Here is a 15504-nt window from a genome sequence, read left to right as displayed (position 1 = left end):
TTTTGGCTATCGTCTCGCGTCAGCGGGACTTTCACTTCATCGGGCTGGCCGACAGGTGACAGGCCGCTAGCGCGGAAGACGATTGCACGAAGCGCTACTCTCCGCGCCTCCGCGCCTCCGCGCGAACCAACCTTCTTCATCTCAACCCCGAGCCGTTCAACCGAGCGTCTCCATGATCTCGTCGGAGATCTCGTAATTGCCCCAGACGGTCTGCACGTCGTCGTCGTCGTCGAGCGCGTCGATCAGCTTGAACAGGGTCGCCGCATCGTCTGCACCGACCGCGACCATCACTTGAGGGCGCCAGGCGAGCTTCGCGCCTTCGGCCTCGCCGAGCTTCGCTTCCAGAGCCTTCGCCACCTCGTGGAGGTCGCCCTGCGCGGTCCAGACCTCATGGCCGTCCTCGCTCGACGTGACGTCCTCGGCGCCCGCTTCGAGCGCCGCTTCGAACACCGTGTCAGCATCGCCCGCGCTCGCCGGATACGAGATCAGACCGACGCGATCGAACGCGTGGCTGACAGAGCCGCCCGCGCCGAGGTTGCCGCCGTTCTTTCCGACCGCGACACGCACGTTGGTCGCGGTGCGGTTGCGGTTGTCGGTCAGCGCCTCGATGATCAGCGACACGCCGCCGGGGCCGAAACCCTCGTAGCGGATTTCCTCGTAATTCTCGGCGTCGCCGCGGCTAGCCTTGTCGATCGAGCGCTGGATATTCTCCTTCGGCAGCGACGCCGCCTTGGCCGCGTTGACCGCCGCACGCAGGCGCGGGTTCATGTCGACGTCGGGCAGGCCCATCTTGGCCGCGACCGTGATTTCCCGGCTGAGCTTGCTGAACGCCGACGAGCGCTTCTTGTCCTGCGCGCCCTTGCGGTACATGATATTCTTGTATTTGGAATGGCCTGCCATCGGTGCCTCTAATAGCCTGATGCGGTGGCTTTAGGACGGTGAGGCCGTTTTCGCCAGAGCGTCGATCTTCTGCTCGATCGCGTCGAGCCGCGCGAGCACCAGATGATCGATCTTGTGGTGCACGCGCAAAATGTCGAGTTCGGCGCGCAGGTTGGTCTCGTAGTCGAGGCTCGCCGCCAAGCGATCCTTCGCCGATTGCCGGTTCTGGCTCATCATGATCACCGGCGCCTGGATCGCGGCCACGGTCGACAGCAGCAGGTTGAGGAAGATGTAGGGGTACGGATCGAACGCGCGCCCGAAATGCGCGAGGATATCCGAGTTCAGCAGCATCCAGCCGATCAGCACCGCACTGAACGCGATGATGAACCCCCACGACCCGCCGATCGCGGCGACGCGGTCCGATAGCCGCTCGCCGAACGTCGATCGCTCATCCGACACGTCGGCAGCATCGCGACTGACCGTTGTGCCCGCCTCGATGCCGGCGAGGACACGGCGTTCCTCGTCGTCGAGGTCGCCCGGTGCCTTGCCGAGCAGTCGCTGCGAGAGATCGGCGAGCAGGGATTGTTTCGTAGCCATGTTTTGCGCCCTAGCCCGGAATGCGGATTATGCCAGTGCGCAAAGCCCCCCACTTGCGACGGAAGCGACAAAGACTCCTTGCTCCCACACGCCCGCACCTGCCAAACGCGCGGCATGACGGTTAGCGTGAATATGGGCACCGACGGCAATGGTACTGCCGTCGGCGTCGACCTGGAGGAACTACTCGCCACCCGCCTGTTGGTGCAGGGCAATTCGGGCTCGGGAAAATCGCATCTGCTTCGCCGCTTGCTCGAGCGATCGGCGGGGCATGTCCAGCAGATCGTGATAGATCCGGAGGGCGATTTCGTGACGCTCGCGGGGCCGCACGGTCATGTCGTGATCGAAGCCGGCGACTATAGCGAACGCGAAATCTCGCGCATCGCTACCCGGTTGCGCGAACATCGGACGTCCGCGGTGCTCAGCCTCGAAGGGCTCGAGGTCGAGGGCCAGATGCGCTGCGCCGCGTCGTTCCTGTCCGCGCTGTTCGATGCGCCGCGCGAGCATTGGTACCCGGTGCTGGTGGTCGTCGACGAAGCGCAGATGTTCGCGCCGGTGACCGGCGGCGAGGTCTCCGAGGAGGTCCGCCGCGCATCGCTGGCGGCAATGACCAACCTGATGTGCCGTGGCCGTAAGCGCGGCCTCGCCGGCGTGATCGCAACACAGCGTCTGGCGAAGCTGGCGAAGAACGTCGCGGCGGAAGCGTCGAACTTCCTGATGGGCCGCACCTTCCTGGACATCGACATGGCGCGCGCGGCGGATTTGCTCGGCATGGAACGGCGCCAGGCGGAAGCGATTCGCGATCTCCAGCGCGGCACGTTCATGGCGCTCGGGCCGGCGGTGTCGCGGCGACCGATCACCGTGAAGATCGGCGACGTGGCGACGTCGGCACGGAGCGGGAGCCCGAAGCTCACCCCCCTCCCCAGCGCCGCACCGATGGACCTGCAGGATCTGCTGTCCGAGCCGGTAGTCGACGCACCCGAACTCAGCCTGATGTTCGATTCGCGCCCACGTCGCGTGCCGGCGGAAGAACTGCTCGACGGCATCGCCCGCCCGCCCGAGCCGCGCACAGCCGCGCCGCCGCCGCCTGAGAAGACCGACGACGAGGTCGAAGCGGTCTACGCCGACGTGTTCCGTGCGATCGTCGAGGATCCGGAATCGACGCTGCGACCTCCGTCGGTGCTGTTCCAGGATTTCCAGGTGCGCTGCCGGATGGGCGGTCTTGCCAAGCCGCCGCTCGATCTCCCCGGCTTCGTCCGGCGCCTGAGCTGCGCCCGCGCCGGCATCTTCGACATGACCGACGAAGCCTGGACGGCCGCCCTCGACGTTGCGAGCGGGCTGCCGGACGACATGCTCGGCGCGTTCCTGCTGGTCGCGCGTGCGGCGCGCGAAGGCGAACCCTGCCCTTCGGACGCGCGCATCGCAGCGACGTACGGCACGAGTTCGATCGGCCGGGTGAAGCGGCTGATCGGCTACATCGAAAGCCGCGAACTGATCGTCTGCCGCACCGATCTCGCCGGCAAACGTTCGATCACGATCCCAGGGCTGGGCTGGACGACGCTGCCAGCGGAAGCGGCCTAGCGGATCGGCGTGAACTGCGCCGACACGAAACGCCACTCCTTGCCGATCCGTCGCGCGACGAAGCCGGCGCGCAGCGCGCGTGATTGTAGCTGACCGTCCTTGCCAGGCACCGCATAAGCGATCCGCATCGTGACGACGCCGAGCGCCCCCGCCGGCCGCGCGACGGTCTCGGTGATCGTCATCGGCGGCGCGGGCTTCTTCTTGTCGGACGCATAGAACCCGATCACGCGCTCGCGGGAATCGACCTCACCGACGGGCGACACTTCCTGGTATTCGGGCGCCATCATCGCGATCATCGCCGCCTGGTCGAACCGGTTGCGGACCTGGACGAACGCCTCCGCCCGCTGGGCGAGCCGATGCGCATCGGTCTCGATCGATTGCGCCGCGACGGGAGCACTGACCAGTGCCGCCGCAATTCCCAGAAATACCCGCATGCTTGCCCCCGATGCAATGTTGCATAACGGCAATACACCCAAGCGTCAGTTGCGACAATGACGGTGCAAGTCGTCGAACCTACATTGCGAAAGCGATGACGAGACCTGCAACGACGCCAACTTGTACCATCGCGATCAGCTGGAGCCGGCCAACGAACGGTTGCTTCCGTGTCTTGTGCCGGTATCGCCCCCGCGCCCAGAACGCACCGGGGCTACCGCCAAGCGCCGCGAACCATAGCAAGCGGGACTCCGGAATGCGCCAGGCACCTGTCGACGATCGCCGCTTGTCGATCGCGAACGCGGCGACGGTAATCGCGTTGATGATCAGGAACAGGACGAACGCCGCGAAGATCGGGAGAAACATTCTCTACCGGTACATCGAGCGGGTTAACGCGGTGCCCCCTAGCGACCCGACACCATGTCGGGGGAGGCACCGCGCGAGATCAGAAATCCTCAGATCATCCCCAACGCCTGGAGATACACCTCGAGGATCGCTTCCTCCTCCTGATATTCTTCCTTCTTCTTCTTCCGGATCGACAGGATCTTGCGGATCGCCTTGGGGTCGTACCCGCGCCCCTTGGCTTCGGCCATCACGTCCTTGATGTCGTCCGAGATACCTTTCTTCTCTTCTTCGAGACGCTCGGCGCGCTCGATCAGCAGGCGCAGTTCATCCGCTGCGACCGCGCCGCCGCCCATGCCGTGTTGCCGTTCGTCAGACATCGAAAATTCCCCACTCGCCAGCGCCCACGCGCCGGTCAAAAGCCAATCAAGATACAAGCCCGCACCGGTGATCGCCGTCCGGAGACGTCCTGAATCATGCCGAATTGGGTGCGGGCCTGCGTCTAGGCGTTTACCGTGTTAGGCTCAATCGCCTGAATCAGACGGCCCCGTTTTTGGGCGCGTTCTTCGCGACGCTCGCCTTCATACGTTCAAGCTGCTCGGGGCTCGCGTCGCCCTGGTGGTGCGCCTTCCACTCCGCGTACGGCATCCCGTACACCGTTTCCCGCGCCGCATCCTTCGACATGCCGCCGGCCTCTTCGACCCAGTCCGACAGGCAGTTGCGGCAGAAACCGGCTAGGCCCATCAGGTCGACGTTCTGCGCGTCCTCGCGGTGTCGGAGGTGGCGGATCAGGCGACGAAAGGCCTGCGCCGCTACGGCATCGTCGAGTGTGGCAAGCGAGTCGCTTTCGGGATTCATTCGTATGCTCCGTGGTTGATCCCGCGGAGATAGGGTTTAAGGCCCGTCGCGGCAAAGACCTCCCCCAGGAAACGCACGCATGACAATGGCCATCGCCCCCCGTTCGCGGAAAGTCCGCATCCTCGCGACGCTCGGCCCTGCCAGCAGCACCCCCGAGATGATCGCGACGCTCTTCCGCACGGGCGCAGACGCGTTCCGGATCAATATGAGCCACGGCGACCAGCAATCGAAGATCGCCGTGATCCAGGCGATTCGCGCGCTGGAGAAGGAATTTGGCCGCCCCTCGACCATCCTCGCCGATCTGCAGGGGCCGAAGCTGCGCGTCGGCAAGTTCGATGGCGGCCGCACGGTGCTCGAAACCGGCTCGATGTTCGTGCTCGATCGCGACCCGACGCCGGGCGACGCGACGCGGGTGGAACTGCCACACGACGAGATCTTCGCGGCGATCGAGCCGGGCGCCCGCCTGCTGCTTGACGACGGCAAGCTCGTCCTTCGCGTCGTTTCGCATAGCCCGCGCGAGATCACGACGCGGGTCGAGGTCGGCGGCGCGTTGTCGAACAGCAAGGGTCTGAACGTCCCCGACGTGGTGCTGCCGATGGCCGCGCTGACCGAGAAAGATCGCAGCGATCTCGACTTCGCGGTCGACCAGGGCGTCGACTGGATCGCGCTGTCGTTCGTCCAGCGTCCCGAGGATCTGTGGGAAGCGCGGAAACTGATCGGCGGCAAGGCGGCTCTGATGGCGAAGATCGAGAAGCCGGCGGCGATCGAACGGCTCGAGGAGATCGTCGAGGCGTGCGACGGCGTGATGGTCGCGCGTGGCGATCTCGGTGTCGAACTGCCGCCGCAGCAGGTGCCGCCGCTGCAGAAGCGCATCGTCGAGGTCTCGCGCCGGATGGGCCGACCGGTGGTAGTCGCGACGCAGATGCTCGAATCGATGATCACGTCGCCCTCCCCTACGCGGGCGGAAGTGTCGGACGTCGCCACCGCGGTGTATGACGGTGCCGACGCGATCATGCTGTCGGCGGAGAGCGCGGCAGGCGCATGGCCGGTCGAATCGGTGGCGATGATGGATGCGATCGGCGTGTCGGTCGAGGCCGATCCCGAGCATGGCGACCGCATGCACTTCACCGTGATGAAGCCCGATCCGACGACCGCGGATGCGCTGGCCGAGGCGGCGAAGAACATCGCCGCGACGGTGTCGGCGGTGGCGATCATCTGCTTCACCACCTCGGGCTCGACCGCCCGCCGGATCGCGCGCGAGCGGCCGTCGGTGCCGCTGCTGGTGCTGACGCCGAGCGATGAGACCGCACGGCGCCTGGGGCTGCTGTGGGGGACGCATGCCGTGCATACGCGCGACGTCGAGTCGTTCGAGGACATGGTGGCCAAGTCGAAGCGGATGGCGTTGCGGCATGGGATGGCGAAGGCCGGCGACCGAGTGATCGTGCTCGCGGGCGTGCCGTTCCGGACGCCTGGGTCGACCAACGTGCTGCACGTGGTGCGCATCGTCGGCGATGAGTTGGAGGGCCACCACTCGCAGGTTTGAGTTTGCGGGGCGGGTTGATTCGGACACGGCGGCGCTCACCCTAACGATGAAGGGAAGCGCTCGCCCAAACTGTTCCCCCGCGAAGGCGGGGGGCCAGGGTATCTCGCGCTACGGTATTCAGCCGGGCCTCCGCCTCCGCGGGGGAGCGGCTCGGCGCAGATCGTGTCTTCCTCGCACCCGCACAATGTTCAAGTTGAATACCAAAGAGCGCCACCCCTTCCTCGTCATGCCGGGCTCGTTCCGGCATCCACCATTCCGCATGCTCGCGGCCCGTGGAGGATGCGGGACGGTGGGCCCCGGCCTCCGCCGGGGTGACGGGATGGGGTTGAACTGCGTTTTGCATGCCGCCTGCTCAGATCGAGCCCCGTTGACCGGGGAGCGCCACCTTTATCCAACCAAGCCACCACTCCGGCGAAGGCCGGGGCCCAATTGGGGAACGGTAACGGTGAAGCTCTCACTGCGTTACGACGACCCTTCCAATTGGGCCCCGGCCTTCGCCGGGGTGGAGCTGTGGGGCGGGTGTACGAGCTAATCTAGGCTAGCGCTCCGCGCCTGAATACGCGATGCCGCGCGTAACGGACCGCGGGAGGGCGAACGCAATGACATTACGCGAGAAGATCGGTTGGGGCGCCCTTGCGCTCCTCGCAGCCTGCGCGCTTGCCGTCGTCGCGTTCGAGCGCGGCGAGCATGTCAACGCGCTGTGGATCGTCACCGCGGCCGTGTCGGTCCAGCTGATCGCCTACCGGTTCTACGCGCGATATATCGCGCGGCATGTGATGCAACTCGACCCAAGTCGCCAGACCCCGGCGCTGCGCCGCGCGGACGGCCTCGACTACGTCGCGACCGATCGCAACGTCCTGTTCGGCCACCATTTCGCAGCCATCGCGGGCGCAGGCCCACTCGTCGGCCCGGTGCTCGCCGCGCAGATGGGCTATCTCCCCGGCACGCTCTGGATCCTCGCCGGCGTCGTGCTCGCGGGTGCGGTGCAGGACTTCATGATCCTGTTCATCTCGATGCGCCGCGACGGGCGGTCGCTCGGCGAGCTGATCCGCATGGAAATGGGCGCAGTCCCCGGCGTGATCGCGCTGATCGGTGCGTTCGCGATCATGGTCATCATCCTCGCCGTCCTAGCGCTGATCGTGGTGCGCGCGCTCGCCGGGAGTCCGTGGGGGCTGTTCACCGTCGCCGCGACCATCCCGCTCGCCTTCCTGATGGGCATCTACACGCGCTGGATCCGGCCCGGAAAGGTCGGCGAGGTCTCCGTTCTCGGCGTCATCGGGCTCCTCGCCGCGATCGTCTATGGCGGCACCGTCGCCGCCTCGCCGACGCTCGCGCCGCTGTTCACGCTGACCCCGGTGCAGTTGTGCGTGCTGATGGTCGGCTACGGCGCGGTAGCCTCCGTCCTGCCGGTGTGGCTGTTGCTCGCGCCGCGCGATTACCTGTCGACCTTCCTCAAGATCGGCGCGATCGTCGCGCTCGCGATCGGCATCGCGGTCGTCGCGCCGCCGCTCAAGATGCCCGCGCTCACCCCGTTCATCGACGGCAGCGGCCCGGTCTGGTCGGGCGGGCTCTTCCCGTTCCTGTTCATCACGATCGCGTGCGGCGCGGTGTCGGGCTTCCACGCGCTGATCGCCAGCGGCACGACACCGAAGCTCATCGCCAGCGAAGGCGACGCGCAGTTCATCGGCTACGGCGCGATGCTGATGGAGAGCTTCGTCGCGATCATGGCGCTGGTCGGTGCGTCGATCCTCGATCCCGGCGTCTATTTCGCGATGAACAGCCCGGCGGCGGTGGTCGGCACTGACTTTGCCTCCGCTGCAACTGCGGTGACGGCAATGGGTTTCCCGATCACGCCGGAGACGCTCGCACAGACCGCGAAGGACGTCGGCGAGACCACGATAGTCAGCCGCACGGGCGGCGCACCGACGCTGGCGGTGGCGATGTCGGAGATCTTCAGCCACCTCGTCGGCGGGCAGGCGATGAAGGCGTTCTGGTATCACTTCGCGATCCTGTTCGAGGCCTTGTTCATCCTTACCGCGGTCGATGCGGGCACGCGTGCCGGGCGGTTCATGCTGCAGGATTTGATCGGGCTCGCGGTGCCATCGTTCCGTAACGCCTCGGCGATCGTGCCCGGGCTGATCGCGACCGCGCTCTGTGTGATCGCCTGGGGCTTCTTCTTGTACCAAGGCGTTACCGATCCGCTTGGCGGCGTGAACACCTTGTGGCCGCTGTTCGGCATCTCGAACCAGATGCTCGCGGCGGTCGCGCTCGTGCTGGCCACAGTCGTGCTGTTCCGGATGAAGCGCCAGCGCTACGCGTGGGTGACGATCCTGCCCGCCGCGTGGCTGTGCCTGTGCACGATCACCGCCGGACTAATGAAGCTGTTCGCGAGCGATCCGAAGGTCGGCTTCCTCGCGCACGCGTCGAAGTTCTCAGGAGCGGCGGCGCGGGGTGAACTGCTCGCGCCCGCCAAGACGATGGCGGAGATGCAGCGGATCGTGCTCAACGACCGGATCGATGCCGGGCTGTGCGCGCTGTTCCTGGCGGTGGTGCTGTCGATCGTCTTCTTCGGCATCCGCACGTGTCTGGCAGCGCTGAAGATCGACCGGCCGACGGTGACCGAAGTCCCGCCTCAGCTGGTCGCCGCAGAATGATCCGCGCGCTCTACGCGAAGGTGCGCGAGACCGCGTTGCTGATGGTCGGCGTGCCGTCCTACGCTGCCTATTGCCAGCACATGGCCGAGCGGCATCCCGACCACGCGCCGATGGACGAGCGCACGTTCTTCCGCGATCGGCAGGAGGCGCGATACGGCAGCAAGGGCGGGGGGCGCTGCTGTTGACCGATGGGGTTTCCACCGTTGCGCGATTGCGGAGCGCGACGGCAGCGGATCACGACGCGGTCGATGCAGGGTTCGGACGCTACGACCTGGCCGATGCGGATGACTACCGGGCGTTCCTGATCGCGCACGCGAAGGCCTTGCCCGCGGTTGAGGCTTGGCTGGCCGCGATTCCGGGGCTGGCGACGGTTCGGTCGCGCGGGACAGAGCTCGCCGCGGACCTCGCCGCGCTGGGCGAAGACATGCCCGCGCCGATGGCGTTCGACGTCCCGGCGAGCGCTGCCGCCGGATGGGGTGCGATGTATGTGGTCGAAGGGTCGCGGCTCGGTGGTGTCATGCTGTCGCGGTCGGTCCCCGAAAGGATGCCGTCGGCGTATCTCGGCGCGAAACATCTGTCGGGCGAGTGGCGCGCGTTGCTGACCGCGATCGACGGGGAGAACGCCGACGATGCCTGGGTCGAGCAGGCCATCGTCGGCGCCAAGGCGGCGTTCGACCTGTATCGGCGCGCGACGGCCTGATCTCCCTGATCTCAGCGCAGGAGTTTCGGCGCTTCCTTGCGGATCATGTCCTGCACCTTGCTCGCGAACAACCCTAGGATACCGGGAAGGTCGACGACCGCGTGGACGTTGGTCTCGAACACGGTGACCGCGCTGGCAATCGTCTGCCCCATCGCCTTGACGGTGAAATGCAGCGTGTCGCCGTCCCAGCGGTGATCGGTCACCGAGCCGCCGGGAATGTTCGCGCCGATCTTGTCGATGCTGCCATCGAGCCGCGCGCGAACCGCCGCCTTGCCGAGCTGATGGGGTACGTCGACGGTGATGGGAGTGCCCATGTCTATTCCTTAAGTCGCGAAAATCATGTCGTCGTTGGCGAACGCCTTGAACTCGAGTGCGTTGCCGCTGGGATCGAGAAAGAACATCGTCGCCTGCTCGCCGGGCTCGCCCTTGAAGCGGATGTACGGCGCGATCCCGAACTGGACCCCGGCGGCGGTGACGCGTTCGGACAATGCGGTCCAATCGTCCATCGTCAGCACGACGCCGAAATGCGGGACCGGGACGGCATGGCCATCGACCGCGTTCTCGACCGCGACGGGTTTGGCCGAGGGGTCGAGGTGCGCGACGATCTGGTGGCCGAACAGGTCGAAGTCGATCCACTGGTCGCTGGAACGCCCTTCGCGACAGCCGAGCGTGGCGCCGTAGAAGGCGCGTGCGGCGGTCAGGTCGTGGACGGGGAAGGCTAGGTGGAAGGGGCGTAGGGTCATGCGAGGAAGAATAGGTCGTGGCGGTGGGTTCGTCGACCCAGCGGATTGCGTGGGAGTTTTGAACCACCGCAATAACAGGAGATGAGCCCAAAACCTTGTTCTCCCGCAAAGGCGGGAGCCCAGTCTGGGTCCCCGCCTTCGCGGGGAAACAAGGTGGGAAGGGCACACCTCACCCAACCATATCGCACCACCCCGGCAAAGGCCGGGGCCCAATTGGGGGACGTAGCTAATGCAGGGGAGCGCTCCGTTACGACCACCTTTCCAATTGGGCCCCGGCCTTCGCCGGGGTGGTAGAAGAAGTAGCGAACCCGCTCTTCATGCAGCCCCCCCATCAGACCGAAAACATTGCCCCCCCTTCCCCGCCACGCCATAGCGCGAGCGTGAACCGTTACCCTGCCCTCGCCTGCCTCGTCCTCGGCGCGCTTGCCGCGACCGGGTTCGCCCCGCTCGACCTCTGGCCGCTGACTCTCGTCGCCTTCGCGCTGTGGATGAAGCTCGTCCACGACGCGCCGACCCTGCGCGGTGCACTCTGGCGCGGGTGGGTGTTCGGGGTCGGGCATTTCACCGTCAACAACAACTGGTTCAAGCACGCGTTCGACTTCCAGGATGCGATGCCGCCGGTGCTCGGCTATTTCGCCGCGGTCGGCCTGGCGCTGTATCTCGCGCTGTTCCCGATGCTCGCCGCAGGATTGGCCTGGCGGACCTCACGTCGCCCCGGCACGCCCGACGCGACGTTCGTGCTGATCTTCGCCGCGGCCTGGATCGCCACCGAATGGCTCCGCGCGACGCTGTTCACGGGCTATGCCTGGGATCCGCTGAGCGTCGTCTGGCTCCCCGCGATCGGCATCGCGCGGCTGTCCGCCTGGATCGGCACCTACGCGCTGTCCGGCGTGACGATCCTCGCCGCAGGGGCGCTGCTGATGCTAGCCGCGCGGCGTTGGACACTGCCGGCAATTGCGATCCCCGTGCTGAGCATCGCGGCGCTTTCAGCACTCTGGACCAACGCACCGCCCCCCGCCCCCGGCACGCCTCTGGTCCGCGTGGTCCAGCCCGATATCGGCCAGGAAGACCGCAACGAATCCGACGGCGAACGCGTGCTTTCCGCGCTCGAAAAGCTCTCCGGCCAGGGCGGCACCACCCCGCGTCTCGTGGTCTGGCCCGAGGGCGTCGTTCGCGACTATCTCGAGGATGGCTATCCGTTCTACGCCTATGGCTGGTCGAGCCCGCTCTATCTTCGCCGTCGTATCGCACGCCTGCTGGGCCCCGAGGACATTCTCCTCACGGGCGGCACCGCGCTCGAGTTCGACAGCCAGGACCGCATATCGGGTGCCGCCAATTCGGTGTTCGCGCTGGACTCGCAGGCCCGGTTGCGCAGCCGTTACGACAAGGCGCATCTGGTGCCGTTCGGTGAATATCTGCCGCTCCCGTGGCTGCTCAAACCGCTCGGTCTCGCGCGCCTGGTGCCCGGCGACATCGACTTCACCTCGGGCAAGGGGCCGGCCAATCTGACCTTCCCCGGCTTCGGTTCGATCGGCATGCAGATCTGCTACGAGATCATCTTCTCCGGTCACACGGTCGACCCGACCCACCGCCCGCGCCTGATCTTCAACCCGTCGAGCGACGCGTGGTTCGGCAAATGGGGCCCGCCGCAACATCTCGCCCAAGCTCGGATGCGTGCGATCGAGGAAGGGCTGCCGATCGTCCGCGCGACCCCCACGGGCATCTCAGCGATCATCGCCGCCGATGGCCGCCTCGTCGCGACCGTGCCGCATGAGACGGCGGGCGCGATCGAGCAGCCGATGCCGTCCGCGCTCCCGCCCACGCTGTTCTCGCGCGTCGGCAATGCAATGGCCGCGATCGTCGCCGGATTGATGCTTGCAAGCGCGGTTGCCCTGCGCCGTCGCCAGCGTTAGAAGGTCATATAAAGCTTTCCTTATATGACGCTCTATCGGCAGTTCGCCGGCGGGCATGACGAAGAGGCCCTCATGCGCAAGTCTTTCCTGTTCACCTCCGAATCGGTCTCCGAAGGCCATCCCGACAAGGTCGCCGACCAGATCAGCGACACGATCGTCGACCTGTTCCTCGCCAAGGACCCGCAGGCGCGGATCGCCTGCGAGACGCTGACGACCACGCAGCTCGTCGTCCTCGCCGGTGAAATCCGCGGCAAGGGTATCTACGAGAACGACCAGTGGGCCGATGGCGTCCTCGACGAGATCGAGGCGGCTGTCCGCAACACCGTCAAGGAAATCGGCTATGAGCAGTCGGGCTTCCACTGGGAGACGTTCCGCTTTGAGAACAACCTCCACGGCCAGTCCGCGCACATCGCGATGGGCGTCGACGAGAGCGGCAACAAGGACGAAGGCGCCGGCGACCAGGGCATCATGTTCGGCTATGCGACCGACGAGACCCCCGGCCTGATGCCCGCGACGCTGTATTACAGCCACAAGATCCTCGCCAAGATGGCCGAAGATCGTCACTCGGGCGCCGCGCCGTTCCTCGAGCCCGACGCGAAGAGCCAGGTCACGTTGTCGTACGAGAACGAAGTGCCGGTCGGCGCGACCGCGCTGGTGGTCTCGACGCAGCATGCACCGGGCTATTGCGAAAAGGGCGACAACGCCGATGCCGCCAAGTACGCGGTGCTGCGCGACTACGTCATGGGCGTGTTCCAGGACGTGCTGCCCGACGGCTTCATCACCGACGAGACCGCGATCTACATCAACCCGACCGGCCAGTTTGAGATCGGCGGCCCCGATGGCGACGCCGGTGTGACCGGGCGCAAGATCATCGTCGACACCTACGGCGGCGCTGCCCCGCATGGCGGCGGTGCGTTCTCGGGCAAGGATCCGACGAAGGTCGATCGTTCGGCCGCGTATGTCGCGCGCTATCTGGCGAAGAACGTCGTTGCGGCCGGCCTTGCGCGTCGCTGCACGATCCAGCTGAGCTACGCGATCGGCATCGCCGAGCCGCTGTCGGTGTATGTCGACACGCATGGCACCGGTACGGTCGACGAAGCCAAGCTCGAGGCGGTCCTGCCGAAGCTCGTTCGCCTGACGCCCAAGGGCATCCGCGAGCACCTCAAGCTCAACGCGCCGATCTACAAGAAAACGGCGGCGTACGGTCACTTCGGTCGCGAGCCCGAGGGTGACACGTTCACCTGGGAAAAGACCGACCTGGTCGACGCGCTGAAGGCTGCCGTCGCCTGATAGCAACGCATTTGGTGATGTAAAAAAGCCTCCCGCGGACCAGTCCGCAGGAGGCTTTTTTGTATTTTGGAGCGAAGTTTCGAGTCCCTCTCCCCACTGGGGAGAGGGAGGGAGGAGCCGCTTGCCGACGGAAGGGTGAGGGGCGTTGGGGAGAGGGTCCGAGCCTCACTCCCCCTCACCCTCCCACCCGGCTTCGCCGTGCGGGCCCCTCCCTCTCCCCGAGGGGAGAGGGGGTATAGGGCGACTCGTATCAACGCACGGGTCACGAACGCCGATCCTTCGGTACGCCGCTTCGACAGGCTCAGCGGCTACTCCGGACGAACGGGGCGCGAAGGATTGGGTGCGTGCTCACCCACTTGCGCATGCCGCTGCTCAGTGAGAATCTGCCACGCCGTCAGAAACAGCGCAGCAACCAGCGGGCCAACAACGATGCCGCTGAGCCCGACGATTTCGATCCCGCCCAATGTCGTCACCAGCACGATATAATCCGGAATCCCGGTATCGCGCCCGACCAGGATCGGCCGCAGGATGTTGTCGGCCAGGCCGATCACCACCACGCCCGAGACGATCACGACCACACCCTGCCATATCGCGCCCGTCGCCAGCAGGTATACCGCGACCGGCACCCAGACGATCGCAGGCCCGAGCGCGGGCAGCAGCGACGTGAGTGCCATCAGCAAACCCCAGAGCAAAGCCGCCGGTACGCCGACGATCCAGAAGGTCAGGCCGCCCAGTGCACCCTGGACGAGCCCGACGATCACCGATCCCTTGATCGTCGCGCGCACCACCGCGACGAACTTGTCGACCAGCTTCGCCGCCACCGAATGCTCGAACGGCAGTGCGCGACGGATCGCAGGTCCCACCTTGTCACCGTCGCGAAGCAGGAAGAACGTCACGTACAGCCCGACGCCGAACGACAGCAGGAACGCGGCTGCGTTACGGCCGATCGACAGCGCTTGCCCCGCGATCGAGCGGACGCTGTTGCCGAGAATGGTCGACACGCGCGACTGCGCCTGCTCGAAGCTGTTGAGCCCGGCCTTGTCGAGCGCACCCTGAATCCGGTTCGGCAGCGCATCGTGGATCTGCTGAAAATACGCGCCGAAGTTGATCTGGCCGCTCTGCAGCTTGGCGTAGACCGAGGCGGACTGGTCGATCATCAGGCTGCCGATGAACAAGGTCGGCACGATCACCGCGACGAAGATGATCAACAACGTCAGCGCGGCCGCCAGATTGCGACGGTCGGGCCAGCGCTTGAGCAACCACTGATAGAGCGATTGGAACAGGATCGCCGCCAACGCACTCCACAGCAACGCCGCCGCGAACGACGACACGACCACGCACAACGCGATCGTGATCGCCACCAGGAAGGTGATGAAGCCCCCCGTTTCCAGTCGACGCCTGTCGATCATTGCCGTGTCCCCTATCGTCGTATTGGTGTCGTCGTATTCGTATCGTCGTACTGGCCGGTCGAGCCGGTTCGTTTCAGAACGTCAAAACCGCCCCCCGGTGCGTACCGGAAGGCGGTCAAGACGCCGGCGCTGGTGGAGCGCCTAGAAGATCAGCGCAGCTTCTCGCTGCCGTTGATCAGTGCATCCTTCTGCGCCTGCGGCATCGCCTGCGCGTTCACGTCGGCATCGTCGATCGCATCCGACTGGTGCTCGGCGTTGTCACGGACGGCCTCGGCCTGGTCTTCGAGATTGTCGGCAGTCGCCTCGAGCGCGTCGGCGCGGTTGTCCGCGGCCTTCTCGACCTGGCTGCCGAGCTTGTCATCCCCCTTGCCGCCGCATGCTGCGAGCGAGACGGCCATGGCGGCGAGCGTGACGGCGATGGAAAGCTTCTTCATGGGGATAGTCCGTTCTGGTTACGATGCGGTGGCAACCGTCACGCGGGCGTAACGGTTCCGCTATCTCTTTCCGTAGCTTCACAAATCTTCGGTTTCACCGGCGAGTGTGTTCGTCGGGTAACACCGTGCCGC

At 66.0% G+C, this 15504-nt stretch carries 17 protein-coding genes; 7 read left to right on the top strand and 10 right to left on the bottom strand.

Annotated elements, in window-relative coordinates; all coding sequences use genetic code 11:
- Window positions 1–156 precede the first annotated feature (156 nt).
- Both C8J45_RS10505 and C8J45_RS10500 read right to left on the bottom strand, forming a co-directional pair.
- Window positions 157–900: a YebC/PmpR family DNA-binding transcriptional regulator gene (locus tag C8J45_RS10505; protein ID WP_056051712.1), complete on the bottom strand. Its 744-nt coding sequence runs from the start codon at window positions 898–900 to the stop codon at window positions 157–159.
- Between the two features lie 30 nt (window positions 901–930).
- Window positions 931–1476 carry a DUF1003 domain-containing protein gene (locus C8J45_RS10500; RefSeq protein WP_107963176.1) on the bottom strand — a complete coding sequence of 182 codons (546 nt, stop codon included), beginning with the start codon at window positions 1474–1476 and terminating at the stop codon, window positions 931–933.
- A 114-nt stretch (window positions 1477–1590) separates the two neighbouring features.
- Here C8J45_RS10500 and C8J45_RS10495 point away from each other — a divergent pair, with 114 nt between their 5' ends.
- A complete protein-coding gene (locus C8J45_RS10495) occupies window positions 1591–3054 on the top strand; it encodes an ATP-binding protein (RefSeq protein WP_107963175.1) in 1464 nt (487 codons plus the stop codon).
- Here the strand turns inward: C8J45_RS10495 and C8J45_RS10490 are convergent.
- The 4 genes from C8J45_RS10490 to C8J45_RS10475 all read right to left on the bottom strand — a co-directional run bounded on the left by C8J45_RS10490 (window position 3051) and on the right by C8J45_RS10475 (window position 4686).
- Window positions 3051–3488, bottom strand: coding sequence for a nuclear transport factor 2 family protein (locus C8J45_RS10490; protein WP_107963174.1), 438 nt, complete (start codon window positions 3486–3488; stop codon window positions 3051–3053). The genes C8J45_RS10495 and C8J45_RS10490 overlap by 4 nt on opposite strands.
- 79 nt (window positions 3489–3567) lie before the next feature.
- The gene (locus tag C8J45_RS10485) at window positions 3568–3852 is read right to left on the bottom strand and encodes a DUF1294 domain-containing protein (RefSeq protein ID WP_107963173.1); all 285 of its coding nucleotides are present in this window, start codon (window positions 3850–3852) and stop codon (window positions 3568–3570) included.
- 89 nt (window positions 3853–3941) lie between these two features.
- On the bottom strand, window positions 3942–4184 hold the full coding sequence (locus C8J45_RS10480; protein WP_197942503.1) for a DUF2312 domain-containing protein: 243 nt from the start codon (window positions 4182–4184) through the stop codon (window positions 3942–3944).
- 181 nt (window positions 4185–4365) lie between these two features.
- Complete coding sequence (locus tag C8J45_RS10475; protein WP_107963172.1) at window positions 4366–4686, bottom strand: DUF1244 domain-containing protein; 321 nt, start codon at window positions 4684–4686, stop codon at window positions 4366–4368.
- 79 nt (window positions 4687–4765) lie between these two features.
- Here C8J45_RS10475 and pyk point away from each other — a divergent pair, with 79 nt between their 5' ends.
- The 4 genes from pyk to C8J45_RS10455 all read left to right on the top strand — a co-directional run bounded on the left by pyk (window position 4766) and on the right by C8J45_RS10455 (window position 9583).
- Entirely contained in the window at window positions 4766–6229 is a 1464-nt protein-coding gene (gene pyk / locus C8J45_RS10470) for a pyruvate kinase (protein ID WP_107963171.1), read from the top strand.
- A gap of 599 nt (window positions 6230–6828) precedes the next feature.
- Window positions 6829–8883: a carbon starvation CstA family protein gene (locus C8J45_RS10465; RefSeq protein WP_107963170.1), complete on the top strand. Its 2055-nt coding sequence runs from the start codon at window positions 6829–6831 to the stop codon at window positions 8881–8883.
- Window positions 8880–9068 (top strand): YbdD/YjiX family protein, encoded by a 189-nt coding sequence (locus C8J45_RS10460; protein WP_107963169.1) that lies wholly within the window; start codon window positions 8880–8882, stop codon window positions 9066–9068. Before C8J45_RS10465 ends, C8J45_RS10460 begins: the two co-directional genes overlap by 4 nt.
- Window positions 9065–9583 (top strand): biliverdin-producing heme oxygenase, encoded by a 519-nt coding sequence (locus tag C8J45_RS10455; RefSeq protein WP_107963168.1) that lies wholly within the window; start codon window positions 9065–9067, stop codon window positions 9581–9583. The genes C8J45_RS10460 and C8J45_RS10455 overlap by 4 nt, the downstream gene beginning before the upstream one ends.
- A gap of 11 nt (window positions 9584–9594) precedes the next feature.
- Here C8J45_RS10455 and C8J45_RS10450 read toward each other — a convergent pair whose 3' ends face one another.
- Complete coding sequence (locus C8J45_RS10450) at window positions 9595–9897, bottom strand: polyhydroxyalkanoic acid system family protein (protein WP_056051730.1); 303 nt, start codon at window positions 9895–9897, stop codon at window positions 9595–9597.
- Between the two features lie 9 nt (window positions 9898–9906).
- Window positions 9907–10326 carry a VOC family protein gene (locus C8J45_RS10445; protein ID WP_107963167.1) on the bottom strand — a complete coding sequence of 140 codons (420 nt, stop codon included), beginning with the start codon at window positions 10324–10326 and terminating at the stop codon, window positions 9907–9909.
- 380 nt (window positions 10327–10706) lie between these two features.
- On the opposite strand from C8J45_RS10445, the gene lnt reads away from it, so the two are divergent.
- Window positions 10707–12239: an apolipoprotein N-acyltransferase gene (lnt, locus tag C8J45_RS10440; protein ID WP_181321189.1), complete on the top strand. Its 1533-nt coding sequence runs from the start codon at window positions 10707–10709 to the stop codon at window positions 12237–12239.
- A gap of 72 nt (window positions 12240–12311) precedes the next feature.
- The gene (gene metK, locus C8J45_RS10435; RefSeq protein ID WP_107963296.1) at window positions 12312–13529 is read left to right on the top strand and encodes a methionine adenosyltransferase; all 1218 of its coding nucleotides are present in this window, start codon (window positions 12312–12314) and stop codon (window positions 13527–13529) included.
- A gap of 308 nt (window positions 13530–13837) precedes the next feature.
- Here the strand turns inward: metK and C8J45_RS10430 are convergent, their stop codons facing one another.
- Together C8J45_RS10430 and C8J45_RS10425 are read right to left on the bottom strand one after the other, a co-directional pair.
- Window positions 13838–14938 (bottom strand): AI-2E family transporter, encoded by a 1101-nt coding sequence (locus tag C8J45_RS10430; RefSeq protein WP_107963165.1) that lies wholly within the window; start codon window positions 14936–14938, stop codon window positions 13838–13840.
- 149 nt (window positions 14939–15087) lie between these two features.
- Window positions 15088–15372 carry a lipoprotein gene (locus C8J45_RS10425; RefSeq protein WP_107963164.1) on the bottom strand — a complete coding sequence of 95 codons (285 nt, stop codon included), beginning with the start codon at window positions 15370–15372 and terminating at the stop codon, window positions 15088–15090.
- Window positions 15373–15504 lie beyond the last annotated feature (132 nt).

Origin of the sequence: Sphingomonas sp. PP-CE-3G-477 (assembly GCF_003050745.1) — a bacterium.
In the GTDB taxonomy this organism is placed as follows: domain Bacteria; phylum Pseudomonadota; class Alphaproteobacteria; order Sphingomonadales; family Sphingomonadaceae; genus Sphingomonas.
This window is presented reverse-complemented; position numbering and strand designations above follow the sequence as displayed.

Bases quoted from the DNA above. Each gene is read 5' to 3' on its own strand.
- C8J45_RS10430 (WP_107963165.1), bottom strand. From the start codon at position 14,938: ATGATCGACAGGCGTCGACTGGAAACGGGGGGCTTCATCACCTTCCTG.
- pyk (WP_107963171.1), top strand. From the start codon at position 4,766: ATGACAATGGCCATCGCCCCCCGTTCGCGGAAAGTCCGCATCCTCGCG.
- metK (WP_107963296.1), top strand. From the start codon at position 12,312: ATGCGCAAGTCTTTCCTGTTCACCTCCGAATCGGTCTCCGAAGGCCAT.
- C8J45_RS10505 (WP_056051712.1), bottom strand. From the start codon at position 900: ATGGCAGGCCATTCCAAATACAAGAATATCATGTACCGCAAGGGCGCG.
- C8J45_RS10425 (WP_107963164.1), bottom strand. From the start codon at position 15,372: ATGAAGAAGCTTTCCATCGCCGTCACGCTCGCCGCCATGGCCGTCTCG.
- C8J45_RS10465 (WP_107963170.1), top strand. From the start codon at position 6,829: ATGACATTACGCGAGAAGATCGGTTGGGGCGCCCTTGCGCTCCTCGCA.
- C8J45_RS10460 (WP_107963169.1), top strand. From the start codon at position 8,880: ATGATCCGCGCGCTCTACGCGAAGGTGCGCGAGACCGCGTTGCTGATG.
- C8J45_RS10490 (WP_107963174.1), bottom strand. From the start codon at position 3,488: ATGCGGGTATTTCTGGGAATTGCGGCGGCACTGGTCAGTGCTCCCGTC.
- C8J45_RS10495 (WP_107963175.1), top strand. From the start codon at position 1,591: ATGACGGTTAGCGTGAATATGGGCACCGACGGCAATGGTACTGCCGTC.
- C8J45_RS10450 (WP_056051730.1), bottom strand. From the start codon at position 9,897: ATGGGCACTCCCATCACCGTCGACGTACCCCATCAGCTCGGCAAGGCG.
- C8J45_RS10500 (WP_107963176.1), bottom strand. From the start codon at position 1,476: ATGGCTACGAAACAATCCCTGCTCGCCGATCTCTCGCAGCGACTGCTC.
- C8J45_RS10485 (WP_107963173.1), bottom strand. From the start codon at position 3,852: ATGTTTCTCCCGATCTTCGCGGCGTTCGTCCTGTTCCTGATCATCAAC.
- C8J45_RS10475 (WP_107963172.1), bottom strand. From the start codon at position 4,686: ATGAATCCCGAAAGCGACTCGCTTGCCACACTCGACGATGCCGTAGCG.
- C8J45_RS10480 (WP_197942503.1), bottom strand. From the start codon at position 4,184: ATGGGCGGCGGCGCGGTCGCAGCGGATGAACTGCGCCTGCTGATCGAG.
- C8J45_RS10445 (WP_107963167.1), bottom strand. From the start codon at position 10,326: ATGACCCTACGCCCCTTCCACCTAGCCTTCCCCGTCCACGACCTGACC.